The organism is Cupriavidus sp. FW216-B1, from assembly GCF_058789195.1.
This window is the reverse complement of sequence record NZ_JBYTEL010000025.1, coordinates 62,995-87,737: the sequence shown is the minus strand read 5'-3', so window position 1 is coordinate 87,737 and position 24,743 is coordinate 62,995. Positions and strand designations below refer to the sequence as shown.

24 protein-coding genes are annotated in these 24,743 nt (G+C 70.9%); 10 read left to right on the top strand and 14 right to left on the bottom strand.

The genetic code is table 11. From position 1 onward, the window contains the following. Positions 1-244 precede the first annotated feature (244 nt). From AC3WXD_RS31010 to AC3WXD_RS31000, 3 genes are all read left to right on the top strand, one after another. Positions 245-550, top strand: coding sequence for a GIY-YIG nuclease family protein (locus AC3WXD_RS31010; RefSeq protein WP_492325377.1), 306 nt, complete (start codon positions 245-247; stop codon positions 548-550). A gap of 153 nt (positions 551-703) precedes the next feature. Next, positions 704-2,167 carry a DegQ family serine endoprotease gene (locus tag AC3WXD_RS31005; protein WP_492325376.1) on the top strand — a complete coding sequence of 488 codons (1,464 nt, stop codon included), beginning with the start codon at positions 704-706 and terminating at the stop codon, positions 2,165-2,167. A gap of 307 nt (positions 2,168-2,474) precedes the next feature. Next, positions 2,475-2,795, top strand: coding sequence for a hypothetical protein (locus AC3WXD_RS31000; RefSeq protein WP_020205003.1), 321 nt, complete (start codon positions 2,475-2,477; stop codon positions 2,793-2,795). A gap of 175 nt (positions 2,796-2,970) precedes the next feature. On the opposite strand, the gene AC3WXD_RS30995 is transcribed toward AC3WXD_RS31000, so the two are convergent. The 5 genes from AC3WXD_RS30995 to AC3WXD_RS30975 form a co-directional block, all read right to left on the bottom strand. Further along, complete coding sequence (locus tag AC3WXD_RS30995; RefSeq protein ID WP_492325375.1) at positions 2,971-4,545, bottom strand: MFS transporter; 1,575 nt, start codon at positions 4,543-4,545, stop codon at positions 2,971-2,973. Next, positions 4,542-5,030 (bottom strand): MarR family winged helix-turn-helix transcriptional regulator, encoded by a 489-nt coding sequence (locus AC3WXD_RS30990; RefSeq protein ID WP_492325374.1) that lies wholly within the window; start codon positions 5,028-5,030, stop codon positions 4,542-4,544. The genes AC3WXD_RS30995 and AC3WXD_RS30990 overlap by 4 nt, the downstream gene beginning before the upstream one ends. A gap of 85 nt (positions 5,031-5,115) precedes the next feature. Then, complete coding sequence (locus AC3WXD_RS30985; protein WP_492325373.1) at positions 5,116-7,188, bottom strand: transglutaminase TgpA family protein; 2,073 nt, start codon at positions 7,186-7,188, stop codon at positions 5,116-5,118. 11 nt (positions 7,189-7,199) lie between these two features. Next, positions 7,200-8,258, bottom strand: a complete 1,059-nt coding sequence (locus AC3WXD_RS30980; RefSeq protein ID WP_492325372.1) for a DUF58 domain-containing protein — start codon at positions 8,256-8,258, stop codon at positions 7,200-7,202. Positions 8,259-8,261: 3 nt separating this feature from the next. Then, the gene (locus tag AC3WXD_RS30975) at positions 8,262-9,182 is read right to left on the bottom strand and encodes an AAA family ATPase (protein ID WP_059415835.1); all 921 of its coding nucleotides are present in this window, start codon (positions 9,180-9,182) and stop codon (positions 8,262-8,264) included. 183 nt (positions 9,183-9,365) lie between these two features. Here AC3WXD_RS30975 and AC3WXD_RS30970 point away from each other — a divergent pair, with 183 nt between their 5' ends. After that, entirely contained in the window at positions 9,366-10,217 is an 852-nt protein-coding gene (locus AC3WXD_RS30970; RefSeq protein ID WP_492325371.1) for a phytanoyl-CoA dioxygenase family protein, read from the top strand. A 33-nt stretch (positions 10,218-10,250) separates the two neighbouring features. Here the strand turns inward: AC3WXD_RS30970 and AC3WXD_RS30965 are convergent, their stop codons facing one another. Next, on the bottom strand, positions 10,251-11,081 hold the full coding sequence (locus AC3WXD_RS30965; protein WP_454733840.1) for an IclR family transcriptional regulator: 831 nt from the start codon (positions 11,079-11,081) through the stop codon (positions 10,251-10,253). A gap of 153 nt (positions 11,082-11,234) precedes the next feature. Here AC3WXD_RS30965 and AC3WXD_RS30960 point away from each other — a divergent pair, with 153 nt between their 5' ends. Next, positions 11,235-12,155, top strand: coding sequence for a LysR family transcriptional regulator (locus AC3WXD_RS30960; RefSeq protein ID WP_020204995.1), 921 nt, complete (start codon positions 11,235-11,237; stop codon positions 12,153-12,155). Positions 12,156-12,313: 158 nt separating this feature from the next. Here AC3WXD_RS30960 and AC3WXD_RS30955 read toward each other — a convergent pair whose 3' ends face one another. Next, positions 12,314-12,595 (bottom strand): hypothetical protein, encoded by a 282-nt coding sequence (locus AC3WXD_RS30955; RefSeq protein ID WP_020204994.1) that lies wholly within the window; start codon positions 12,593-12,595, stop codon positions 12,314-12,316. Between the two features lie 169 nt (positions 12,596-12,764). Further along, complete coding sequence (locus tag AC3WXD_RS30950) at positions 12,765-13,334, bottom strand: YggT family protein (protein WP_059415822.1); 570 nt, start codon at positions 13,332-13,334, stop codon at positions 12,765-12,767. A gap of 214 nt (positions 13,335-13,548) precedes the next feature. Here AC3WXD_RS30950 and AC3WXD_RS30945 point away from each other — a divergent pair, with 214 nt between their 5' ends. Both AC3WXD_RS30945 and AC3WXD_RS30940 read left to right on the top strand, forming a co-directional pair. Further along, positions 13,549-14,001: a MarR family winged helix-turn-helix transcriptional regulator gene (locus AC3WXD_RS30945; RefSeq protein ID WP_020204992.1), complete on the top strand. Its 453-nt coding sequence runs from the start codon at positions 13,549-13,551 to the stop codon at positions 13,999-14,001. Positions 14,002-14,160: 159 nt separating this feature from the next. Then, a complete protein-coding gene (locus tag AC3WXD_RS30940) occupies positions 14,161-14,934 on the top strand; it encodes an outer membrane lipoprotein (RefSeq protein ID WP_492325370.1) in 774 nt (257 codons plus the stop codon). Between the two features lie 31 nt (positions 14,935-14,965). Here the strand turns inward: AC3WXD_RS30940 and AC3WXD_RS30935 are convergent, their stop codons facing one another. From AC3WXD_RS30935 to AC3WXD_RS30925, 3 genes are all read right to left on the bottom strand, one after another. Next, positions 14,966-16,528, bottom strand: coding sequence for a fatty acyl-CoA synthetase (locus tag AC3WXD_RS30935; RefSeq protein WP_059415818.1), 1,563 nt, complete (start codon positions 16,526-16,528; stop codon positions 14,966-14,968). Between the two features lie 246 nt (positions 16,529-16,774). Further along, positions 16,775-17,482 (bottom strand): dienelactone hydrolase family protein, encoded by a 708-nt coding sequence (locus tag AC3WXD_RS30930; RefSeq protein WP_492325369.1) that lies wholly within the window; start codon positions 17,480-17,482, stop codon positions 16,775-16,777. Positions 17,483-17,652: 170 nt separating this feature from the next. Beyond that, the gene (locus AC3WXD_RS30925; protein ID WP_454733836.1) at positions 17,653-18,477 is read right to left on the bottom strand and encodes a DNA/RNA non-specific endonuclease; all 825 of its coding nucleotides are present in this window, start codon (positions 18,475-18,477) and stop codon (positions 17,653-17,655) included. Between the two features lie 205 nt (positions 18,478-18,682). Here AC3WXD_RS30925 and AC3WXD_RS30920 point away from each other — a divergent pair, with 205 nt between their 5' ends. Then, complete coding sequence (locus AC3WXD_RS30920; protein ID WP_492325368.1) at positions 18,683-19,591, top strand: LysR family transcriptional regulator; 909 nt, start codon at positions 18,683-18,685, stop codon at positions 19,589-19,591. A 135-nt stretch (positions 19,592-19,726) separates the two neighbouring features. Next, positions 19,727-20,470 carry an SDR family oxidoreductase gene (locus tag AC3WXD_RS30915; protein ID WP_492325367.1) on the top strand — a complete coding sequence of 248 codons (744 nt, stop codon included), beginning with the start codon at positions 19,727-19,729 and terminating at the stop codon, positions 20,468-20,470. 28 nt (positions 20,471-20,498) lie between these two features. Here the strand turns inward: AC3WXD_RS30915 and AC3WXD_RS30910 are convergent, their stop codons facing one another. Further along, on the bottom strand, positions 20,499-20,750 hold the full coding sequence (locus tag AC3WXD_RS30910; protein ID WP_029044022.1) for a hypothetical protein: 252 nt from the start codon (positions 20,748-20,750) through the stop codon (positions 20,499-20,501). Between the two features lie 324 nt (positions 20,751-21,074). Here AC3WXD_RS30910 and AC3WXD_RS30905 point away from each other — a divergent pair, with 324 nt between their 5' ends. Beyond that, positions 21,075-21,281 carry a dodecin gene (locus tag AC3WXD_RS30905; RefSeq protein WP_020204984.1) on the top strand — a complete coding sequence of 69 codons (207 nt, stop codon included), beginning with the start codon at positions 21,075-21,077 and terminating at the stop codon, positions 21,279-21,281. Here the strand turns inward: AC3WXD_RS30905 and AC3WXD_RS30900 are convergent. Together AC3WXD_RS30900 and AC3WXD_RS30895 are read right to left on the bottom strand one after the other, a co-directional pair. Continuing rightward, on the bottom strand, positions 21,250-22,041 hold the full coding sequence (locus tag AC3WXD_RS30900) for a tetratricopeptide repeat protein (RefSeq protein ID WP_492325366.1): 792 nt from the start codon (positions 22,039-22,041) through the stop codon (positions 21,250-21,252). The two genes, AC3WXD_RS30905 and AC3WXD_RS30900, sit on opposite strands and share 32 nt — an antisense overlap. 99 nt (positions 22,042-22,140) lie before the next feature. After that, positions 22,141-24,342, bottom strand: coding sequence for a TonB-dependent receptor (locus AC3WXD_RS30895; protein WP_454734058.1), 2,202 nt, complete (start codon positions 24,340-24,342; stop codon positions 22,141-22,143). Between the last annotated feature and the right edge of the window lie 401 nt (positions 24,343-24,743).

The window sequence follows — 24,743 nt, the reverse complement described above, 5'->3', positions numbered from 1 at the left end:
AGGACCGTGAAACGACTCCACGCCGATGATAGTGCGGATTACCCGTGTGAAAGTAGGTAATCGCCAGGCTCTCTCTTGAAACCCCTCAGTACGTACGTACTGGGGGGTTTTGCTTTTTAGGGGCGACCGATCGCTGGACAGCGCTTCGGGCTGCTCGGACAGCCGCGGCGGAAAATGCACAATGGCTTTGCAGCCGCCGCCCCAGCCTGCATAATTGCCGCGTTTCCATCTCGATATATTCCGGATGCCAGCCGACGGCAGCAGCGCCCCGTGGTTTCTCTACCTGCTCGAATGCGAGGGCAACAAGATCTACACCGGCATCACGACCGATGTGGAGCGCCGTTTCGCACAGCATCAGGCCGGTACGGGCGCAAAATACACCCGTTCGCACAAGCCGATCCGGGTGCTCGGCTGGAAGCAATTCGAGAACCGCTCCGAAGCCTCGAAGGCCGAAGCCGCCGCGAAGCGACTGAATTCGACGCAGAAGCGCGATCTATGCGCGATGTTGTCGACATATCCCCCTGACGTCCGGTTGCAGCCGGCTGCCTGACCATGCCGGCGGCGGGATTCCCGAATCCGCTCCCGTTAAATTCTCGCGCTCTTCCTTTCCTTAAGTCTGATTTAAGGATCGCCCCTTAGCATGGATCCTGTCGCGTCCCCGATCGTTCGGACGCCCAAGGTAAAACCAGTAAAGGAAGACGCCATGATCCGTCAGACACTTGCCCGCTCCGCCATTGGTATCGCCGCCTTGGCCGCGCTTGCCGGGGGCTATGCCTATCTGCAGAAAGAAGTCATCACGCCGGGATACGCCGCGCAGAGCCCGGTCACGGCGCCGTCGCAGCCGGTGGCCGTCGCCACCCCGACCGACTTCTCCGCCATCGTCGACCAGTACGGCCCGGCCGTGGTCAATATCAGCGTGACGTCGCGCGCCCAGCGCACCTCGGCGCAGGTGCCGCCGGGCATGGACCCGGACGATCCGCTGTTCCAGTTCTTCAAGCGCTTCGGCCCGCAGTTCCAGGGTCCGCAGAGCGGCCAGCAGCAACTGGTGCGCGGCCTCGGTTCGGGTTTCATCGTCAGTCCGGACGGCCTGATCCTGACCAACGCCCACGTGGTCGACGGCGCGCAGGAAGTGACCGTGAAGCTGACCGACCGCCGCGAATTCAAGGCCAAGGTGCTCGGCGTGGACGCGCAGTCGGACGTGGCGGTGATCCGCATCGATGCCAAGAACCTGCCGACGGTGCGCCTGGGCGACCCCGCGCGCGTGCGCGTCGGCGAGCCGGTGCTGGCCATCGGTTCGCCCTACGGTTTCGAGAACACCGTGACCGCCGGCATCGTCAGCGCCAAGTCGCGCTCGCTGCCCGACGACACCTACGTGCCCTTCATCCAGACCGACGTGGCCGTCAATCCCGGCAACTCGGGCGGCCCGCTGTTCAACCAGCGCGGCGAAGTGATCGGCATCAACTCGCAGATCTACAGCCAGACCGGCGGCTACCAGGGCCTCTCGTTCGCGATCCCGATCGACGTCGCCACCAAGGTGGAGACGCAGCTGGTCGCGCACGGCAAGGTCACGCGCGGCCGCCTGGGCATCGGCGTGCAGGAGGTAAACCAGGCGCTGGCGCAATCGTTCGGCCTGCCCAAGCCCAGCGGCGCGCTGGTCAACTCGGTGGAGCCGGACAGCCCGGCCGCCAAGGCCGGCGTGAAGCCCGGCGACGTGATCGTGCAGCTCGGCAACGACGTGATCGACCATTCCGGCGACCTGCCCGAGCGCGTGGCCGACCTCGCGCCCGGCACGCAGACCTCGCTCAAGGTCATCCGCAAGGGCGACCCGGTGACGCTGACCGTCAAGATCGGCACGACCAAGGATACGGCCGTGGCCGACAAGAGTCCGGCTAACGATGCCGGCGGCAAGCTCGGGCTGGCGGTGCGTCCGCTGAGCCCGACCGAGAAGCGCGACAGCGGCATCGACGGCGGCCTGGTGGTCGAGGACGTGGCCGGCCCCGCGGCCAAGGTCGGCATCCAGCCCGGCGACGTGATCCTGTCGATCAACGGCACGCCGATCAGCTCGGCCGACCAGTTGCGCGCGCTGGTGTCGAAGGCCGGCAAGCAGGTGGCGCTGCTGGTGCAGCGCGACGACGCCCGCATCTTCATCCCGCTCGACCTCGGTTGAGCAGCGCGCAGGCGCGCGCCCGGCACTGCCGAAAATGCGGTGCCGGGCGCGACGCCGATAATGCGCGCGGCGTGGTAAACGCGTCCGCGTTAATGCCCCGTATACCTGGCGTATACGTATACGCGGACGTATACGCCAGGTATACGTCCGGCCCGCCAAGCCTTGCTGGAAGCCGAATTCCGGTGCATATGGGGCTGTCAGAACGCGCGGTAACAGGTATTATCCCGACTGCGACGCAGGGCACGCCGCGACGGTCTCCGGACCCTTGTTGCGAATTCGTCCTGCAGACTCGAATACAAGGAAGTCTATGCAGTTGGATTTCACCCGCGCGTCCGCGACCACGGGTACCGAAAGAGCGCGGCGCCTGCCGCAATCGACGCCCTCGCCACGACGCCGCAAGAAAGCGGAAGCCGCCCCGCACTGGGAGCGTGGCTACCGTTCGCACTTCTACCGCAACGAGCGCGGCGAGAAGCTGGGCGAGGTGCGCCTGTCCGACCGCGGCGAGCTTCCGGTGGTCTACCACTGGGCCGCCGGCAACTACTCCGGCGCGGAAGGCTCGCTCGCCCATGCGCGCATGCGCGTGGAAGAAACCATCGGCTTCGGCATGCGCCAGCTGGCCTTGTTCTGAGCACGAGATCCGTTGTTGCCGGCCGCCCGGCCGGCTGATGCGTCGTCCGCATCGAGCACGTTCCAGCCGGCGCAATCCGCCCGGCCCCCGGCAGTCCCCGCGTCCCGCCGCCTAGCGGCAGCGCCCCTCCCGCTACCTTCGCGGCATCCGTTTCCAGTGTCTCGCCAGCCTGCGCTCAGTCGAGCCGGCGCTGCGCCAGCATGAACACCGCGGCGACCAGCGCCAGCGCCGCGATCAGCCGGTACAGGTCCTCGCAGGCGATCAGCCTGGCCTGGGTGTCGACCATCCCGGCCAGTTGCGCGAGCGCGGCCTGATGCGCATGGCCCGGGTCGAATCCGCGCGCGCTCCAGCCTGCCTGTGCCGAGTCCATCCATAGCTGGGTCTGCGCGGTGTGCTGGCCGAGCGCGCCGGTCAGGCTGGTGTGCACGGCGAACTGCCGGTTCTGCAGCAGCACCGCGCCGAGCGCCGAGGCAAACGAGGCGGCGATCTGGCGCAGCAGGTTCTTGCTGCGATAGCCGTGCGCGAAGTCTTCCGCGGCCAGCGAGCGGAACGTCAGGCCCGCGACCGGGATGATGACCAGCACGCCGAACAGGCCCTTGCCGATCAGCCCCGGCGTCAGCGCTTGCGGGCCGGCATCGGGCGGCATCGACGAGAACCACCATGCCGCGCCGGCCATCAGCAGCAGCCCGCTCACCATCAGCGGCTTCTTGTGCGACAGCTTCGGCGCCACGCGCAGGTAGACCGCGATGCCGGCCAGGCTCACCAGCGCGGCGAAGCTGTTGAGCCAGCCGGTGCGCGCCAGCGGCATGCCGAGCGCCTGCTCGGCATAGATCGGGAACACGTAGCCGCTGAGGTTGCTGATCAGGTAATAGGCGAAGTACATCCCCAGCCCGGTCAGGTAGACCGGATCGCCCAGCGCGCGCACGCGCAGCACGGGCGCGCTGTGGTGCCACTGCTGCCACAGGAACGACCCGAGCAGGCCCAGGCCCACGGCGCAGATCGCCGCCAGCCGCAGCGGGTGCGAGAAGATGTCGAAGCGGGCCTCGGTCAGCGCCGCCTGCAAGGCCACCACGGCCGCGCCGAACAGCAGCAGCGGCCCGAGCGCGGGGCCGGCATCGTCGTCGCGCGGCTCCGCATCGGGCAGCAGCAGCCATGCGCCCAGCGTTGCCAGCGCCGCGAACGGCAGCGCGCCGTAGAACACGTCCTGCCACACGCCGCGCTCGATCAGCTCGGCGGCCAGCGCCGGCGCCAGCGCCGAGGCCGAGAAGATGCCCAGCATGAAGATGCGCGCCGCGCGGGGCCGGTCGGCCGGGGCGAACATCACGTTGACGAGGATGCGGCAACTGGTAAACAGCGCGCCGCCGCCCACGCCCTGCACGAAGCGCGCGCCCACCAGCTGCGGCAGCGAATGGCTGGTGGCCGCCGCCAGCGTGCCCGCCATGAAGATCATCAGCGCGCCGGTCAGGTAGTAGCGGTAGCCGAAGCGCTGCGCCAGCCATTGCTGCTTGAGGATCATCAGCATGCTGCCCACGGCGTAGGCGGCCTGGACCAGCGCGAAGCTGCGCGGGTCCGCATCCACGCCGCCCACGATGTGGCTCGACGCGAACACGAACATGATGTTCTCGAGGAACTCGACCGAGGTGGCCAGCGCAAGCAGCAGCATCAGCAGCGTCTGCCGCTGGCGGTGGCTGAGCAGGCGCAGCCAGCGCAGCCCCAGGCGCAGTGGCCGCAACGCGGAAGCCGTTCTCATGGCTCCAGCGCGAGCAGGTTCTTGTGCAGCCGGTTCAGGGCGCGCGTGGCCGTGCCCAGGCCGTTGTCCCCGAGCGGCTGCCAGGCTTCGGCGTAGGCCGCGTGCACCGCCGGCGCCGCGCGCTCGAGCAGGCGATGGCCGGCGGCGGTGAGCACCAGTTCGGTGGCGCGGCGGTCCTGCGCCGAGGCGTTGCGCCGCACCAGCCCGCGCGCTTCGAGCCCATCCATCAGGCGCGTCATCTGGGTGCGGGTGGCGTCGAGCGTGAGGCCGAGCTCGGACGGCAGCGTCGGCTGCGCCTCGTCGGTGGCGAGCATGCTGATCGCCAGGTATTGCTGGAGGTCCAGCTCGAACGGCGCGAGCGCGCGGTCGATATGGGTGCGCAGCAGGCGCGCGGTGCGCAGCAGCAGCCGCGAAGCCAGGATCAGGTCGCGTGGCGCCTCGGGGTGGCTGGCGCAGAAACGGTCAATGCGGTCTTCGAACGACATGGCGCAAGGCTCGAGGTGACGCCGGCGCAACGGGATGCCGTGCCGGCTATTTGATTTCAGTCGTAATCATATCACCTGAAACCATTTACAGCGGCATGTCGGGCATGTCGGGCATACCGGGCGTGCGGGGCATGCCGGGCGCGGTGGCGGGACCGCCGCCGGCCGGGCGGCGCGGCAGCCGCCGCAGGGCCTCGCGCAGCGCCGCCAGCTCCGCGGCCCGCGCCGCCGGCTCCGGCGGTCCGTAGCGCAGCTTCATGTAGCGCCGGTTGAAGTCGAGCACCGCGGCGGCGCCCTCCGGCCAGGCCAGCGCGGCGCGCGCGGCGAAATCCTGCGGGCCTTCGGCGGGTTCGCGCACGCAGCCGTGCCGCGCCAGCTCGCGGCAGAAGCGCGCGTACAGCGCCTGTACCGGATCGGCCTCGCGGCGCCGGCGCAGCAGCGGCACCAGCGGCACCAGCCCCAGCAGGCTGAGCGCGGCCAGCCCGCCCAGCAACGCCTGCGGCAGGTTGTCGCCGATGCCGAGCTGCCGCATCAGCCGGGCCTGCTGGCCGCGGTCGTATTGCAGCACCCAGCGCTGCCAGGTGTAGACCATGCCATCCATGCCCCAGCGCAGCTCGCGCAGCCAGCCCGGCTCGCGCGCGGCGGCCTCGCCGGCGTCCAGCGCGGCGTCGAGGCCGCGTTCCACGCGGCTCGGCGCCACCGCGCTGGTGGGATCGACGCGCACCCAGCCGCGCCCGTCCAGCCAGATTTCCGCCCATGCGTGGGCGTCGGCCTGGCGCACGATGTAGTTGCCGCCGATCGGGTTGTACTCGCCGCCCTGGTAGCCCGTGACCACGCGCGCCGGCACGCCCGCCGCGCGCATCAGGAAGACGAAGCTGCTGGCGTAGTGCTCGCAGAAGCCGCGCCGGGTGTCGAACAGGAAGCCGTCCACCTGCTCCTGGCCGAGCGGCGCTGGCGACAGCGTGTAGGCAAATGGCGCCGCGGCGAAAAGCCGCAGCGCGGCCTGCGCGCGCTGCGCCGGGTCCGCGTAGCGCTGTTCCCAGTCGGCGGCCAGCGCGCGGCTGCGCGGGTTGCCGGGCGGCAGCGACAAGGCCAGCAGCCGGGTCTGCGCATCGAGCGGCTCCGCCGCGGCCGGCGCCGAGCGGGCGCGATAGCGCAGGCGCCGGTCGATGAGGTCGCGCATGAAGAACTCGCCGTCGGCATTGACCCGCACGCCGGCCGGGGCGGAGATGGCCTGGCCCCGGTCGAGCAGGAACAGCCACGGATGCTGGTTGGGCTCGAGCGTGATGTTGTAGTCGATCGCGCCGGCGGGCGTGGCGTTCGCCGCCGCGCTTGTCGTTGCCTCCGCCGGCAGCGCCGGCGCGGGCCGGCCGCGGCGCTGGCGCCCGGGCGCCGCGCGCCAGGTCTGCCCGTCGAACTGCCACAGCACCAGCGCGCGCCAGTACAGGGCGCCGGGCGGCAGTTGCCCGCCCTCCACGTCGGCGCGCAGCGCCACTTCGGGCGATTGCGTCAGCTCGCTCACGCTGCCGGGGCTCATGGTGTCGCTCAGGCCGGTGGCGGCCACCGGCTCGGCCTGCGGCAGCCGCCACAGCGGGCGGTCCAGGCGCGGGAACAGCACGAACAGCAGCAGCGCCCACGGCAGCCCGGTCAGCGCCAGCCGCCCGAGCAGCGGCCACACCGCGAGGTAGCCGCGCGCCTCCGGGTGGCCCAGGAACAGCCAGTTGCGCAGCAGCCAGGCCGCGATGGCGAGGCTGTACAGCGCCAGCCAGAACGGCTGGTCGAACAGGTACAGGCTCAGCAGGAGGTAGAAGCACAACTGCGTCACCAGCGTGGCATCGGCCAGCACGCGGCACTCCAGCAGCTTGAGCACGACGAAGGCGCCGAGCAGCGCCACCGAGAGATCGCGTCCGATGTTGCCGCCGGCCTGCCACACCAGCGCGGCGGCCACCAGCAGCACCAGCCCGGCCACCAGCCCGAGCGTCAGGCGCGACGGCAGCGGCGCGCGCTGGCGCCACAGCAGCCAGCGCCAGCCCATCAGCAGCACCAGCAGGACGCTGACGGCAACCGGCAGGCTGCGCGCCTGCGGCGCCAGCACCAGCGCCAGCTGGCCCAGCAGCAGGCCGTGTTCCTGATGGGCGAGCGGGCGGGGCGCGGGCTTCATCCGGTGCGCCTTCACGCGGCGTGTTCCGGCGCGGCCTGCCCGGGCCGGGCCGGCCACAGCGCGAGCGCTTCCAGGCAGGCGCGGCGATGCGCGCCGCCGCGGCCGGGCGCGATCTCCACGCCGGGCAGCCGCAGGCCGATTTCCACCGCGTCGCCCGCGGCCAGCACCCACGCGCACAGGCGCGACAGCCGCGCCTCGTTGCCGAGCGAGGGCGGCAGCGACTGCCATTCGAGCCAGCACGACGGCTGGCTGCCCGACTGCCCGGTGCGGCTCAGCCAGCGGCCGGTGCGCGCGCTGTGTTTCCAGGCGATGCGGTGCAGCGGGTCGCCGCTGCGGTAGCGCCGCAACTGGTCGGTGCCGTCGTCCGACGGCAGCGATGCCGCGCCGTCCTCGTCCGGCTGCGTGGCGAACGGCAGCGGCGGCGCGCCGGCCTCGGGCTGCGGGTAGACCAGCGCGGCCAGCGGCAGGTCGGCATGGCTCCATACCCGGAACAGGTTGAACGGAAAGCGGCTGGAGAGCGTCACGCGCGGCAGCGCCAGCCAGCCGCGCCGCGCCGTGGGCAGCCGCAGCGTCAGCACGCCGGCGGCGCCGCGCGCCAGGCTCAGGCTGGCCGGCTGCGCGCCGGCCTGCGCCGGCAGGCTGGCTTCGATGCCGATGCGCACCGGCGCGCGCGCGCCGGCCACGCCGGCCACGCGCAGGCCGAAGGCCGCCGCCTCGCCGGCGAACACCGGCGCGGCGCTCGCGCCGGCCACGGTGACGTCGAGCAGGTTGCGGTAGGCCTGCCACATGCATGCCATGCCGATGCCGCCCAGCAGGAAGGTGAGGGCGAAGCCGAGGCTGATGTTGTAGTTCAGCGAGGTCAGCAGCATGGCCACCAGCAGCAAGGCAAAGCCGAAGCCGGTGCGGCTGGGCAGGATGTAGAGATGCCGGCGGTCCAGCGTCACCACGCCCTGCCGCGGCGGGCGCCGGCGCTGCAGCCACGGCGGCGCGCCCCACGGCCAGCGCCTGCCGCGCGGCGGCGGCGTGCCCGCAGGCGCGGCTTGCGGCGGGAACGGCCGGCTGTGCGGCATCGCTCAGGGAACGGCGACTTCGGCCAGCAGGCGGGCGAGCGTGTCCTGTCCGGCGCCGGCGCCGCCGGCGGGCAGCAGGCGGTGTCCCGCCACCGGCTCGAAGACCGCCTGCACGTCTTCCGGCAGCACCATGTCGCGCTGGTGGAGCAGCGCCCACGCGCGCGCGCAGGCCAGCAGCGCCAGCCCCGCGCGCGGCGACAGCCCGGCGGCGAAGCCGGCATGCGCGCGGGTGGCCTGCACTAGCGCCAGCGCGTAGTCCACCAGCGCCGGCCCCGCGTAGACCTGCGCCGCGGCCTGCTGCAGCGCCACCACCTGGTCGGCGTCCATCACCGGGCCGGTGTCGGCGGGCGCGCCGCCGCCGAGGTACAGCACGCGCTCGAAGGCGGGATCGGGGTAGCCCAGCGACAGCCGCATGGTGAAGCGGTCGAGCTGGGATTCAGGCAGCGCATGGGTGCCGATCTGGTCGAGCGGATTCTGCGTGGCGATGACGAAGAACGGCGACGGCAGCGCGTGCGTGACGCCGTCGTGCGTCACCTGCCCTTCGGCCATCGCCTCCAGCAGCGCGCTCTGCGTCTTGGGCGTGGCGCGGTTGATCTCGTCGGCCAGCACCACCTGCGCGAACACCGGGCCGCGGTGGAAGCGGAACTCGGCGCTCTCGCGCACGTAGACGGACACGCCGATCAGGTCCGCCGGCAGCAGGTCGCTGGTGAACTGCACGCGCTGGAACTGCAGGCCGAGCGTGCGCGCCAGCGCGTGCGCCAGCGTGGTCTTGCCCACGCCGGGCAGGTCCTCGAGCAGCAGGTGCCCGCCCGCGAGCATGCAGGCCAGCGCCAGCCGGACCTGCCGGGGCTTGCCCAGGACGATGCGGCCGAGCTGGGCTTCCGCCTGGGAGAGCGAGGCGACGATGCGGGGACGAGCGGTCACTGGAAGCCTGCGGGTCGGATCGGGGACCCGGCCATTGTAGCGGCGCGCGCGCACCGGGCAACAGTCTGTTTGCGCACGCAGGGCGCCGCGCGGCGCACCCGTGTTGTGCCAGATCACGCCGGATTGCGCGGCTTCTGGCATTATCGAAGCTGTCGGACCCTGCCAACCCCCACATCCGCTGCAATGAACTCCCCCCTCGCCGCATCTCCGGGCGCCGCCAGCGCGGCCGCCCCGGCCTCCGCCATCGTTCCCGCCGCCGCTGAACTGGACGCGCTGAACCGTACTTTCCATGCCGACGGCTATATCGTGCTGCGCGGCTTCGCGCCGCCCGCCGTGTGCGACCGCATCGAGCAGGTCGCGCGCCGGCAGCTGGCCGCCGCGGTGCCGCCGGTGGAATACGAAGCCGAGCTCGGCTATCCGGGCGCGCCCGCCAGCCGCGACGCGGACGGCGGCGGCACGGTGCGGCGCCTGCGCCAGGCCTACGGGCGCGACGAGGCGTTCCGCCAGTGGGCCACCGATCCCGCCGTGGCGCGGGTGGTGTCGACGCTGCTGGGCGAGCCGGCCTGCCTGACGCTGGCGCACCACAACTGCGTGATGACCAAGCACCCGCGCTTCGGCAGCCAGACCGGCTGGCACCGCGACACGCGCTACTGGTCGTTCGCGCGCCCGGAACTGGTGACGGTGTGGCTGGCGCTGGGCCGCGAGGACGACAGCAATGGCGTGCTGCGCGTGATTCCCGGCTCGCACACGGTGGCGCTGGAACCGGGCCAGCTCGACGCGGCGGAATTCCTGGTCGAGTCGCACCCGGCCAGCCAGGTGCTGCTGCGCGGCGTGCGGCCGCTGGTGCTGGAGCGCGGCGACGTATTGTTCTTCGACAGCCGGCTGTTCCATGCCGCCGGGCAGAACGTCTCCGACGCGGTCAAGCTGTCGGCGGCCTTCGCGTATTTCGGCGCCGGCAACCATCCGCTGCCGGGCACGCGCTCGGCCGAGTTCGGCGCCGTGGCGCTGTCCGCGCCCGCTGCCGCCGCGCGCTAGCGCGGCAGGTGCGGCAGGCGTGGCCCGCCACCATCAGGTGCGCAGGCTGACCAGGTTCGAGATTTTCTCGGACGCCGCCAGCAGCGGCGGCAGGAAATTGGCGGCCATCTCGTCGGCGCTGGTGCGGTTGGCCTGGCCGCTGATGTTGATGGCGGCGATGACCTGTCCGGCGCGGTTGCGGATCGGCGCGGCCAGCGAAACCAGCCCTTCCTCCAGTTCCTGGTCGTTCAGCGCCCAGCCGCGCGCGCGGATGCCGGCCACGATGTCCTTGAGCGCCGCCGGGTCGGTGATGGTGCGGTCGGTGCGCGCGCGCAGGTCGCTGGCGCCCAGCACGCGATCCAGCTCCGCGTCGGGCAGGCCGGCCAGCAGCACCCGTCCCATCGACGAGCAATAGGCCGGCAGGCGGCTGCCGATGGACAGGTTGATGGTCATGATCTTGCGCGCCGGCACCCGCAGCACGTAGACGATCTCGGTGCCGTCCAGCACGGAGATCGAGCAGCTTTCGTGCACTTCCTGCGAAAGCGCCTCCATGATCGGCTCGGCCAGGTTCCAGAACGGCATCGAGGTCAGGTAGGCAAAGCCGAGGTCGAGGATCTTGGGCGTCAGGCGGAACAGGCGCCCGTCGGCGCGCACGTAGCCCAGCCCCACCAGCGTCAGCAGGATGCGGCGCGCGCCCGCGCGCGTGAGGCCGCTGGCCTGCGCGATCTCGCTCAGGGTCTGGGCCGGGTGCTGCGTGTCGAAGGCGCGGATGACGGAAAGCCCGCGTGCGAAGGACTGCACATAGCTGTCGCTCGGCTTCTCCTGGGCCGGCGCGGCGCCGGCGGCAGGGTTGGCGGGATGGTCTGGAGCGGCTGGGCTGGCCATCGATCAGTTCGGCCGGACGCCGAATATGCACGGAAAGGCCGAAAGGGTAGAGGAAATGCGCGCCGCGCGCCAGTGCCGCGCGGCGCCGCCGGCGCGCGTGCCGCATAATGGCGCGCGTTTGGGAAACATAGCTTGCAAAGGAAATCTGGCCTGGTGAACGAGACAATCCAGTGGAACGATTGGGAAGCCTTCTGCTGCGTGGTGGAGCAGGGCACCTTCACGGCGGCGGCCGAGCAGCTCGACTGCCCCAAGTCCCGCGTCTCGGCGGCGGTGGCGCGGCTGGAGTCCGCCATCGGCGCCAAGCTGCTCCAGCGTACCACCCGGCGCATGCGCCTGACCGACGCCGGCAGCGCGGTATACCGCGACGTGGCGCCGCTGTTCGCGCGGCTGCGGGAGATCCGCCAGGAAACCCTGGCGCGCGAGGAGCGCGTGCAGGGCGTGCTGCGCATCGCCTCGCCGTACGAGTTCGGCGCCCAGCAGCTGGGCGGCGTGATTTGCCGGACACTTGCGGCGCATCCGGCGCTCGACGTGAAGGTGGAGATCAGCCAGGGCATGGTCGATCCGATCCGCGACGGCTTCGACGTGGCCTTCGTCGCGGTCGAGAACGACCTGCCGGACTCCGGCACCGTGGCGCGGCGCATCTACCATGTCGAGCGCGGCCTGTTCGCGGCGCCGGCCCTGGCCGCCGCGCTGCCGCCGCAGTTGCAGCCGGAGGATCTTGCCAACCTGCCCACGCTGACCACCACCGGCGACGGCATCTGGGAATTCATGCGCGGCGAAGAGCGCGTGTCGGTGCCGATCCGCCCGCGCATGCAGACCTCCAACGCGGAACTGCGGCTGCAGGGCGCGCTGGCCGGGCTGGGCATCGCGCGGCTGTCGCGCGCCTACTGCGAAGCCGAGGTGGCGCAGGGCCGGCTGGTGCAGGTGATGCCGGACTGCCCGCCGCCGCCGCTGCGGGTCTTCGCGCTGCTGCCCGACCGCCGGCTGCAGCCGCGCAAGGTGCGCGTGTTCATGGAAGCGGTCGAAGCCATGATGGCGACCGACCTGGCCGAGCCGCAGCGCGAGGAAGCCTGAGCGCGGCATCCACCGGAAAGCCACGCCCTAAGCGACACAGCCGCGCCCGGCCCGTGAGGGCTGGCGCGGCTGCGGGGGCATGTCGCGAGCCGGCTGGCAGGCCGGTCTTTCCGTGGTGCCGTTGTCTCCTCCGTCCCGGAGATTCGGTGGCGCGGCGCTCAGGCGCCGTCGCTGAAGCTGCTGCGCGGCTCGTTCACGCCGCGCGCGCCGTCGGTGAAGGCATCGCGCGGGGCGGTGCGGGCGCCATCGGTGAACGGGTCGCGCGGGCCCGAGCGGGCGCCGTCGGTGAAGGAGTCGACCTTGCGGCCGATGCTGCCGTCCAGGCGGGACAGGTCGGAGACCGGCGTGCTGGCGTGCGCGGAGGCGGCGGCCAGCGACAGGCCGATGGCGCAGAGCAGGGTGGTGGCGAGGGTACGGGGTTGTGCGAGAGTTGTTTTCATTGGAGCTTTCTTCCTGGGCTTTGTCGTGGTGCTTCGTGGTTTCTTCCACGTTGCCCGTAATGTAGGCGGCCTGCCGCCCAGGAAAAAGTACCAATCATCGAAACACTGTTCGCCAGCGTGGACAATAGCGCGGCAACGGAGATGGCGGAGGCGCCGCCCCCGCTGTCGGCTACAGCCCGAAGCGCGCGCCGAACAGGCCCGCGCCGAGCCGGGCGATGACCATCAGCAGGATCTGCGCGATCACGAACAGCGCCAGCGGCGAAATGTCGAAGCCGCCCAGGCGCGGCACCACGCGGCGGATCGGGCGCAGCAGCGGATCGGTCAGGTGGTTGATGGCGGGCGTGACCGGCGACTGCGGATTGACCCACGACAGGATCGCCATCAGCAGCGTGACCCACATCACCATGCTGACGCCCCACTTGAGCACGTTGAGCAGCGCGATCAGCAGCAGCAGCGGCAGCAAGGCGGACGGGTCCGCGCCGGACAGCAGGATCACCAGCAGCAGGAACACGATCGCGGTCAGCCAGGCGCCGACCAGCGTGGCCCAGTCGATGCCGCCCAGCCCGGGGATGATCCGGCGCAGCGGCCGCACCAGCCAGTCTGTGACCTGGAACACGCCTTGCGAGACCGGGTTGCGGGTCGGCAGCCGGGTCCACTGCATCCAGACGCGCAGCAACAGCGCCATGCCGAACAAGGTGAAGACGGTATCGAGCAGGAAGAGGGCGATTTCCGTGAACATCGGTTTCGGTTCCGTGGCAATGAATGACGTTGGCAGTCGGGAGTGTCTGCGGACGCACAGATTCTGCCATACCCGCACGGGGCCGGGTCGAAATGCGGGTTGCCGCATGCCGCCGCGCCGTGCCGCGCGCCGGGGCGCCCGGCACGCCGGGCCGGAAGGCAGCCCCTATAATGGGCGCCGGACCAGACCACAGCGCCATGCCGCTGACCCGCCAATGACCCGTCAGCCAGCCGCCGCCAAAGCCCCGCTCGCCAAGCAGGATTTCGAGGCGCTTTCCGATTTCCGCTACCAGTTGCGCCGCTTCCTGCGGTTCTCCGAGGACGCCGCCCACAACGAAGGCCTGACCGTGCAGCAATATCTGCTGATGCTGCATATCCGCGGCTGCGCCGGCAAGGACTGGGCCTCGATCGGCGAACTGGCCGAGCGCCTGCAGGCCAAGCAGCACGGCGTGGTGGCGCTGGTCAACCGCTGCGAGGCGGCCGGCCTGGTCAAGCGCAAGGCCAACGCGGACGACCGCCGCATCGTGGAGGTCCACCTGCTGGCCAAGGGCGAGCGCTTCCTGAACCGGCTGGCGATGCTGCACCGGAGCGAGCTCGAATCGCTGCGCGGCACCTTCCGCGTGGCGCGCCTGACCGCGTTCAACGACGACGGCGCCGAGCGCGCCTGAATCCCCGTCTGCATCGCCGCCGGAATCCCTCCGCGCGCCGCGGCCCGCGCGCGGCGTTACAGGCAGTTACCAATCACAGATCCCGGTGACACCCGCGGCGCCCGGCCGGCCCCAGAATCGCGCGCACCACAACACGCGTTTCAGCGCAGGAGCCAGCCGATGTCCTTTCCCTTCTCTTCCGTTCTCCGTGCCGCCGCGCTGGGTCTGCTCGCCGCGGGCGCCCTGGCCGGCTGCGTGACCGCGCCCTACGGAGGATATGGCGCGGGAGGATACGGCGGCTACGGCGCCGGCGGCGCGCCGGCCGGCGCGGCCTATCCTGCCGGTTATCCCTCCGGCTATCCCGCCGCCTACCCGCAGCAGGGGGTTCCGCAGGCATCCTATCCGCAGTCCGGTTATCCCCAGGACGGCTACCCGCAGCCGGCCTGGGCGCAGGACGGCGAGCCGCAGCAAGGCTACGTGCAGCAGGGCTACCCGCAGCAAGGCTATCCCCAGCAGGGCGGCTACCCGCAGCCGCAGCCGGGTTATGCGCAGCCGCCGTATCCGCAGGCCGGCTACCAGCAGGCCGCGCCCGCCGCGGGCGGCTATGACGCCTATGGCGTGCGCTATGGCCAGGTCGAGTCGATCGAGATGGTGCAGGGGCAAGCGCCGGACGGCGGCGTGGCCGGCGCGCTGATCGGCGGCGTGGTCGGCGGCCTGCTGGGCCACCAGGTCGGCGGCGGGCGCGGCAACACGGTGGCCACCATCGGCGGCGCGGTGGCCGGCGCGGTGGCCGGCAACGAAGTCGAGAAACGCGCCAATACCGCGCCGCCGGCCTACCGCATCCGCGTGCGCACTACCGACAACGGCTATCTCACGCTGACCCAGTCGACGCCGTACAACCTGCGCAACGGCGACCGGGTCAAGGTGCAGAACGGCGTGGCGATGCCGTACTGACGGCGTGATGGCGTGATGGCGTGACGGCGGTTCAGGCGCCGAACAGGCCCGCGTAGTCCTCGCGCAACTGGCGCTTGAGCAGCTTGCCCGCCGTGTTGCGCGGCAGGTCGGCGACGAACACGATGCGCTTGGGCACCTTGAACGGCGCCAGCGCCGCGCGCGCGTGGGCGAGCAGCGCTTCTTCCCGCGCGCCGTCGCCGCCATCGTCCTGCCGCGCGCGCGCATCACGCCGGAGCACCACGCAGGCCGCCACCGCCTCCACCCACTTCGGATGCGGCAGCGCGAACACCGCCACCTCCGCCACCGCCTCGTGCTGGTACAGGCATTCCTCGACCTCGCGGCTCGACACCAGCACGCCGCCGGAGTTGATCACGTCCTTGATGCGGTCGACCACGTACAGGTAGCCGGCCTCGTCCATGTAGCCCAGGTCGCCCGAGTGGAACCAGCCGCCGCCGAAGGCTTCCGCGCTCTGTTCCGGCTTGTCCCAGTACCCGGTCAGCAACTGCGGCGAGCGGTGCACGATCTCGCCCAGCTCGCCCGGGCGCGCGTCCCGCATGGACTCGTCGACGATGCGGGTCTCCACGTTGAGCACCGGCCGGCCCGCCGATGCCGGCCGTTCGCGGTGCTCCTCCGGCCCCAGCACCGTGGCCAGCGGCCCGATCTCGCTCTGCCCGTAGCAGTTGAACAGGCGCAGTGCCGGCAGGCGCTCGCGCAGTTCCTGCAGCACCGGCAGCGGCATGATCGACGCGCCGTAATAGGCCTTGGTCAGGCTGCCGAGCTCGCGCGGATCGAAATCCGCATGCCGCAGCAGCGAGATCCACACCGTGGGCGGCGCGAAGAAGCTGGTGATGCCGGCCTCGCGCACGGTGCGCAGGCAGAAGCCCGGCTCGGGGCTTTGCGCCAGCAGGCAGGTGCCGCCCATCAGCAGCAGCGGCATCAGGAACACATGCATCTGCGCCGAGTGGTAGAGCGGCAGCGCCGCCAGCGAATAGTCCTCGGCGCGGATGTCGCAACTGGCGATGGCGCTCATGTACTCGGCCAGCAAGGCGCGGTGCGTGAGCACCGCGCCCTTGGGCGCCGAGGTGGTGCCCGAGGTGTAGAGGATCTGCGCCGGCATGGCCTCGTCCAGCGTGGCCAGGATCTCGCCGCCCGGGCCCGCGGCGGCGGCCAGCACGTCGCGCGGGCCGCCGCCGTGCAGGCTGCCCAGCACGCGGCACGGCAGGCCCGCCACCAGCGGCGCCAGCGACGGGTCGGCAAACAGCGCGCTGGCGCCGGACTGGCCGACGACGTACTCCACCTCGCCGCGCGTCATCGAGAAATTCACCGGCACGTGGACCAGCCCGGCGCGCAGGCAGCCCAGCCACAGCAGCACGTAGGCGTCGGAATTCTTGCCGAACGCCGCCACGCGGTCGCCCGGGCGCAGGCCCCAGCGCAGCAGCGCGGCGCCCACGGCGGCCGCGGCCGCCTCCAGCTCGCGATAGCTCCAGTTGCGCTCGCCGAAGCGCAGCGCGGTCTTGGCCGGACTGCGCCGCACCGCGCGGGCGAGGGCATCGGGGATGGTGTTGCGCAGGACGCGCTGCTGCTCTGACTGCATGGTGGTCTCCGTTGTGTTTTTCCAGGGTCCAGCAAGTCTTGAGCCGCTGCCGCGACGGACATCTCCCGGCGCCGGTGGCATGGACGGGGCGCGGGGAACGGCGGCGTTGGCGAACGTCGGCCAGCATACGGGCGGCGCGGATTCGGCGCAAGGCGCCCCGGCGGGGGAGGTTTGGGGGGAAGGATGGCCCGCGCCGGAGGGACGGCGTGGCGCGGGCGGGCGCGCGGCCGCAGGCCGCGGCGGGGATTACAGCACGCCGGCCAGGAAGGTCAGCGTGCGGCCATGCGCGAGCACGGCGGAGGGCTGGTGGTAGGAGCCGCGCGCCCAGCAGTTGAAGCCGTGATCGGCCTGCGGGTAGACGTGGATCTCCGCGCGCGGGTTGCCGGCCACGGCGGCGCGCACGCTGGCGACGGCTTCGGCCGGGATGTGCGCGTCGAGCGCGCCGTAGTGGAACTGCACCGGCACCTTGACGCTGGCCGCTTCCTGCAGGTTGTTCTGGATGCCGCCGCCGTAGTACGGCACGGCCGCGTCGACCAGCCCGCGCGCCGCGCTCAGGTAGGCCAGCAGGCCGCCGAAGCAGTAGCCCACCACGGCGATCTTGCCGCCCGCGCCGATCTGCGCGCGCAGGGCTTCGGCGGTGGCGGCGATGTCCTTGAGCGCCAGTTCCACGTCGACCTTCTGGCGCAGCTCCAGCGCGCGCTTCATGTCGTCGCCGGCATAGCCCAGCTCCACGCGCGGCGCGTCGCGCCAGAACACGTCGGGGGCCAGCACCACGTAGCCGTCGGCCGCGTACTGGTCCGCCACGGCGCGGATATGTTCATTGACACCGAAGATCTCCTGCACCAGCACGATCCCGGGGGCGCCGGCGGTCTTGCCGGCCGGCGGCAGCGCCAGGTAGGCATCGAAGGCGCCGCCTTCGGTTTCGACGCGGATCCATTGGCTATTGTTCGGCATTGGGGCTTGCTCCATCGTTAGTGAGACAAAAACTGGCGAGACGAAAACACAAAGGCCAGGCTAGCGCGGCGATGCGGCGCCGCCGTGACACGGGCGCCGCTGGCCGCCGCGCGCGGCAAACCGCAAGTGTGCCACTTCCGCGCTTTTCGGGTGCGGCGCGCCTTCAGTCTTCAGTCCGCCAGGTGCGCGCCCGGCAGGAATTCGATGCCGGTGCGGCGCACCAGTTCGCCGTAGGAAATCGGCTTGCCCGGGCGTGCCTCGTCGGTGTTCTCGATCCAGTGCGCCCAGGCGCGGTTGGCCGCCGGGTCGTAGACCAGCTTGTAGAGGTATTTCGGCACCCAGACGTTGTCGCTGCCGATGGTCTGCACCCGGCCCTCGAAGACCGGGCCGGAGATCACGTAGACGTCGCCGCTGGCGCGCAGCGCGTATCTGCGCGTGGCCTTCTCGATCGAGGCCCACGCACGGCGGTTGTTCTGCGGCGCCTGCGGGACCATGTTGGCGAGCGAGAAGCTCTGCGCCATCGCCTGCGCGGTCGGCTGGTTGGCCGCCGGCGAGAGGTGGCCGCGGTCATAGCCGCTGCCCTTGTAGTCGTCGAGCTCGGCGCGCTCGGCGCGCGGCAGGCGCGCGTCGGCGAAGAAGCGGTCGGTGCGCGGCTCGTCGCGGGCGTCGGCCAGCTGGCTGCGCGACAGGCGCTCGGCCACGTACAGCGGGGTCTTGCTGCGGCCCGAGTGGAGCACCGCGAAGGCGTCGTAGCAAAGCGCGCGCGTCCTGGCCAGCGGGTCGTCGCGCAGCCTCGGCGCGGCCTGCTGCGCGAAGAACTGCGGGCATTGCGAGAAAGCGGTCGCGCCTGCTGCGGGCGGCGCGCTCTGCGGGTTGATGCCGCGGGACTTGGCCGTGGCGGGCGGTGCCAGTGCCGCCGCCGTGGCGAGGAACAGGGCCGTCAGTGCGATTGCCGCGGCCTTTTTCGTTGCCGGTGATGCTGATGCTGTCTTCATTCTGCGTGTGGAAATACGGGGCAGCCCGCGCAAGGCGGCCGCGCGGCACCCGGGCATCGGACCTGCCGGGCCGGCCCGGGCCGCGGGCGTCGCGCATTCTGCCAGAGTGCGGTCTGCCCGGCCCGCTTTTATAATCGCCGTTTCGTGTCGCGCGCGCGCCATCGCCGCGCGCACGCGCACATACAAGGACAAGGCGCCCACACCCATGCTCAACCGGCTGGAAATGCTGAGGATCTTCTGCGCGGCGGCGGAGTCGGCCTCGTTCAAGGCAGCCGCGGCGCGGCTCGGCACGTCGCCGCAGACCGTGACGCGCGCCATCCAGGACCTCGAGGAGGCGGTCGGCGAGCCGCTGTTCCACCGCAACACGCGCCAGATCCGCATCACCGCGGCGGGCGAGCGACTGGCCGAGCGCGCCCGCGCGGCGCTGCTCGACGTGGACAGCCTGTTCGCGCATCCGGCCAGCCGCTCCGACAGCGAGCTCAAGGGCGTGGTGCGCATCACCGCGCCCAGCACGCTGGGCCGCCAGCACCTGCTGGCCGCGCTGCGGCCGCTGGCGCTGGCCCATCCCGGCATCACGCTTGACATCCGCCTGTCCGAGCAACTGGCGGACGTGGTCGACGACGAGATCGACATCGGCCTGCGCCTGGGCATGTTCCGCGACCAGCGCCTGGTGGCGCGCATGACCGCGCGGGTGGCCTTCCACGTGGTGGGCACGCCCGAGCTGGTGGCGCGCGTGGGCAAGCCGGCCAGCCTGGCCGACCTCGCGGCGCTGCCCGCCACCGGCCTGATCGACCGCAGCACCGGGCGCGCGTGGCCCTGGTACTTCGCCCAGGGCGAGCAGTTCACGCCGCGCTCGCCGGCCTTTCTGACCGACGACCCCGAGACCGAGATGGAGGCGATCCTCGCCGGCCTGGCCTACGGGCAACTGCCGGACTACCTCGCGCAGCCGCACCTGCGCTCGGGCCGGCTGGTCAGCGTGCTGGAGCGCCACGCGCCGGCGCCGTGGGGTCTGTACATCTACCGCTCGCGGCGCAGCCCGGTGCCGATGCGCATCCGGCTGGTGTTCGACGCGCTGGTCGCCTACTTCGGCAACATGGCGGCGGCCGAGTCCTGAGCCGTATTGACGAGTGTGCCGGGTATTCCATATCCCGGAATACTGAAATCAGAATATTTCCATTTTTATGGATGGTCGCGGCCGACATAATGGCTTCGTGGCGGGCCGGGGAGCCAGCATCCAACGGAGCAGGAAATGAGCAAAGGTATCGAAGGCAAGGTCGTCGTCATCACGGGCGCCAGCAGCGGGCTGGGCGAGGCTACCGCGCATCACCTGGCCGCGGCCGGTGCGCTCCTGGTGCTGGCCGCGCGCCGCGGCGACCGCCTCGAAGCGCTGGCGGCGCAGATCCGCGCCAGGGGCGGCCGCGCCGAGACCGTGGTGGCCGACGTCAGCCGCCGCGCCGACGTGGAGGCGGTGGTGCAAAAGGCCGTGGCCAGCTTCGGCCGCGTCGACGTGATGGTCAACAACGCCGGCCTGATGGCGATCGCGCCGCTGAGCGAAGGCAAGGTCGACGAGTGGGAGCGCATGATCGACATCAACGTCAAGGGCGTGCTGTACGGCATTGCCGCGGCGCTGCCGGTGTTCCAGAAGCAGGGCGCGGGGCATTTCATCAACATCGCCTCGGTGGCCGGCGTGAAGGTGTTCAGCCCGGGCGGCACCGTGTACAGCGGCACCAAGTTCGCGGTGCGCGCGATTTCCGAGGGCCTGCGCCATGAAGTGGGCGGCGCCATCCGCACCACGGTGATCTCGCCGGGCGCGGTGGACTCGGAGCTCAAGCTCGGCAGCAGCCATGCGCAAAGCGCGCAGACCGTGAACGAGTTCTACCAGCAGGCGATTCCCGCGGACTCGGTGGCGCGCGCGATCGCCTACGCGATCGAGCAGCCGGCGGACGTGGACATCAACGAGATCGTGCTGCGCCCGACCGTGCAGGAGTTCTGAGATTTCGCAGCAGTTGCCGCGCGCCGCGTCAGGCGACGCGCGGCGTCTTGCGGGCCCGCACGCCGGACGGGCGCACCTGCTGCAGCGTGCGCAGGCTCAGGATGGCATCCTCGATGGCTTCGATGCCCTGGGTGAGGCGTTCGCGCGCCTGGCCCAGCGCGGTCTGCGTTTCGGCGTCGAAGATGGCCAGGTGATCGAGCGAATCGAGTTCCGCCTGCAATTGTCCGACCAGGCGTCTTAACTGCGCGGTGCTGTGTGATGCGGTAGAGCGTATTGCCATTGCGGTCTCCGAAAAGGCAGGGCGCACACTCGTAAGGTAGAACGTATGTGGCGGAAAGGACAAACACTTTCGCCGCCGCCAGCGGCCGTTTCGCCGGTTCGGCAACACCGGGCAACACCGGGCGGCAAAGTGGCAGCCGCATGCGGCATATGCCGCCGGCGCCGCCCGGCCGGGTGTCGTGCGATGCCGTACCCGCCGCGCGCGCGGGCCATCGCGCCGCGCCCGCGCGATGCGGTGCCTGCCGCGTTGCCGCGCTTGGGCTTTGCCGGCGGGGCTGCCTATGATGAACAGGCGGGCCCGACGCGCCGCGCCAAGGAGGCAGACATGTCAAACCACACCTACAAGCTGGTCGAGATCGTGGGCTCCTCGCCGGATGGCTGCGACGCGGCCATCCGCAGCGCCATCGCGAAGGCCGGCGAGACCATCAAGCACATCGACTGGTTCGAAGTGGTGGAGACGCGCGGCCACATCGAGGATGGCGAGGTGGCGCACTACCAGGTCACGCTGAAGATCGGTTTTCGGGTGACCTGAACTGCCGCGCGGCGGCGTCCGCATGGCGGAACAGCCGGTTGAGCGCGGCGTCGGGCGCGTCGCGCAGGAAGGCGAGCATTTTCTCGACGAAGGGCGCGTTGGCGGTCTGCGGCACCTGGCGCACCCAGCGGATCGCCTCGCTGTCCTGGCCGCACAGCGCCAGCGCGCGCGCGTAGTTGAACTGGCCGCGGAAGTCGCCGGCCTCGGCCGAGCGGCGGTAGTAGTCCATCGCCGCCGCGGTGTCGCGCTCCACCTCCCAGCCGTCTTCATAGAAGCCGCCCACGATGTTGAGCGACTTGGCATGCCCCATGTCGGCGGCGCGCCGGTACCACGCCAGCGCGTCGGCGCGGCTGGCGGCGATGCCGCGGCCAAGCACCAGCGCCGTGGCCAGGTTGTACATGCCCCAGTCCGAGCCGCGCTGCGCGGCCAGCGTGTACCACTGCGCCGCGGCGCGGTCGTCGCGCGCGGTGCCCCAGCCGTTCTCGTAGCAGCGCCCCGCCATGTTGGCGGCGCCGGCGTGCCCGGCGTGGGCGGCATGCTTGAACCAGGCGAAGGCGCGGGCCTCGTCGCGCGCCACGCCGTGGCCGGCCAGGAACCACTGGCCGAGGATCATCTGCGCGTCGAGGTCGCCCCGCACGGCCGCGCCGCCCAGCCAGGGCAGCGCGAGGTGCGCGGGCTCGCGCAGCTTGCCGGCCAGCCCGGCCGCGCCGAGCTGGTCCAGTTCGCCCGGTGAGGCGATGCGAAAAGGCAGTGTGTCCATGCGAGGAAAGAAGGAAAAACGGCACACCGTGCCCGTGGACAAGGTGTGCCGCGTTGGTTTGCCGCGGGTCCGCCGGCGGGCAGCCCGCGCCGCGCGCGCTCAGTAGCGCAGGTTGAGGCTCACGATGGCCGCGCGGCCCGGCGCGATCGATGCGTAGTGGCTGGCATAGGCCTGGTTGTAGTAGACCTTGTTGGTCAGGTTCAGCAGGTTCAGTTGCAGGCCGACGTTCTTGTTGAGGCGGTACGCCGCCATCGCGTCGAAGCGCCAGTACGACGGCACCCACTTGTTGGTCGCCTCGTTGCCCCAGATCTTCGACACGTAGTACGCGCCGCCGCCCACCGTGAAGTTGGGCATGGCCTGGTAGGTCGTCCACGCGCTGAAGCTGTCCGCCGGGGTGTTGGGGAAGGACTGGCCGTCGGTGCTGCCGAAGGCGGCGCCCGAGCCGCCGTTCTTGCGCAGCTCGCTCTTCAGATGGGTATAGCCGCCGAACACCGCCCACTTGTCGGTGACGTTGCCGGCGAAGCCCAGTTCCACACCGTCCACGCGCTTGTTGCCGGCCATGATCGCGGTGCCGTCCTGCTGGACGATGCGGGCATTGGTGGTTTCCACGCGGAAGATGGCGGCGGTCAGTTGCAGGCGCTTGTTCAGCACGTCCCACTTGGTGCCGAGCTCGAACGCGCGGTTCTTTTCCGGCGCGAGCTGGTCGCCGCGGTTGCCGGCGCGGTCCGGGGCCAGCGCGCTGCCGTCGCTGCCCTGCGACAGGAACGAGCCGGCCGGCGTGGACGAAGTGCCGTACGAGAAATAGACGCTGCCGTTCTCCACCGGCTTGAACACCAGGCCGAGCTGGTAGTTGAACAGGTTGTCGTCGCGCGAGTACTCGGCGCGGCTGCCGTCGGCCGCGCGCGCGGCCTGGAAGTCCGCGCTGTAGTGGTCGAAGCGCACGCCGCCGTTGAACAGCCATTGCTTGGTCAGCTCGATCGAGTCGAAGGCGTAGACCGAGGTGGTGTTGGTCTTGGAGTTGCTCGGGTTGTTGTTGCGCGTGATCGCGCCGGTCCAGGGGTCGTTGGGGTTCGGGTTGAACAGCGTGGTGCAGTTGTAGCCGCCGGCGGCGCCCGGGCCGGCGGGGCAGCGGTTGTTGCCGGTGGCCACGGTGTAGCTGTCGTTCTCGCTCTTTTCCTGCGCGAACTCCACGCCGAACGCGTACTTGTGCTTGACCGTGCCGGTGGCGAATTCGCCGGACAGGTCGGTCTGGTTGGCGATGGTCCGCGCGGTGGCGATGCGCGTGTTGGTGCGGCGCCAGACCATGTCGTAGTAGATGTTGCCCTGGCTGTCGTCGGGCTGGGTCCAGATGTAGTCCTGCGTGGTGCGGGCGAAGCGCGTCTGGTTGCGGAACTTGAGCGCCGGGCTGAAATCGTGCTCGAAGCGCACCGTGCCCATGTCGGCCTTGTCCTTGCGGAAATCGCGGTCGAGCAGGCCGTAGAACGTGTTGCGCGGCACGTTCAGCGGCGAGCCGTCGCCGGCCGCGCGCGTGCGCTGGCGGCCGTCGGTGCGGCGGTTGAAGGCCGGGTTGTCGTAGGGGATGCCGGTGTCCGGGATGTCGTCGGACTGCATGTGGTAGTACGACAGCGTCAGGCGCGTGTCGGTACCCAGGCCGAACGCCAGCGACGGCGCGAAGCCCCAGCGGTTGGCGTGCGTGGCGTCGCGGCCGGGCACGTCGGCATCGTGGTACATCGCGTTCAGGCGGAACGCGGCGTGGTCGGCGAACTGCCAGTTGCCGTCGGCGGTGCCGCGCTTGTAGTCGGCATTGCCGAGGCTGACGTTGCCTTCGGCGAAGTTGCCCAGCTTGGGCGCCTTGCTGACGATGTTGATGCTGCCGCCGGCTGAGCCGCGCCCGTCGTAGGCGCCGGCCGGGCCCTTGGTGACTTCCACCGACTCCACGTTGAACAGTTCGCGGCTCTGCGAGCCGATGTCGCGGAAGCCGTCGAGGAAGGTGCTGGCCTGCGCGTCGTAGCCGCGGATGAACGGGCGGTCGCCGACCGGGTTGCCGCCCTCGCCGGCACCGAAGGCGATGCCGGGGACCGTGCGCAGCACTTCGCTGAGGCTGGTCGAGGCGGTGCTCTGGATCACTTCCTGCGGAATCACGGTGATCGACTTGGGCGTATCGAGCAGCGCCGCCGGCGTCTTGATCGAGGAGGCCGTGTCCGCCTTGAAGCCGCTGTCGGCGGTGCCCACCACCGTCACGTGCGGCAGCTCCACGCTGCCGGCCGTCTGCGCGGCGACGGGCGCGGCGGCCACGGCCATGCCCACGGCGCCCGACAGGCGCGGAATCTGGTGTCTTTTGTTCTTCCCGGCGGCAACAACAGTCTGCACGATTACCCCTGTTTTCTTAAATAATATTGAGAATGAGACAGATTATCATTTGACTCTTATATGTCCGTCAAGACATACAGGTGAACGACGTGTACACAAAACGTTACATGCGTGGAACAAAAGTGATTCTGTCGCCGTGTCTGGACGGGATGCACGGGGACGCCGGTAGCCGGGGAGCGGAAAAACAGGTCGGGACGAATGGGGAAGCCGGGATGGAGCGGGGAGGCGGGCGGCGCGGCGACGGGGACACGCCAGTGCCCGGGCATTCGCCGGGTCCGCGTGTTTTCCCGCCTTGCGGGAAGACGCGGCCGCCGGCGCGGCCCCCGCCCCCC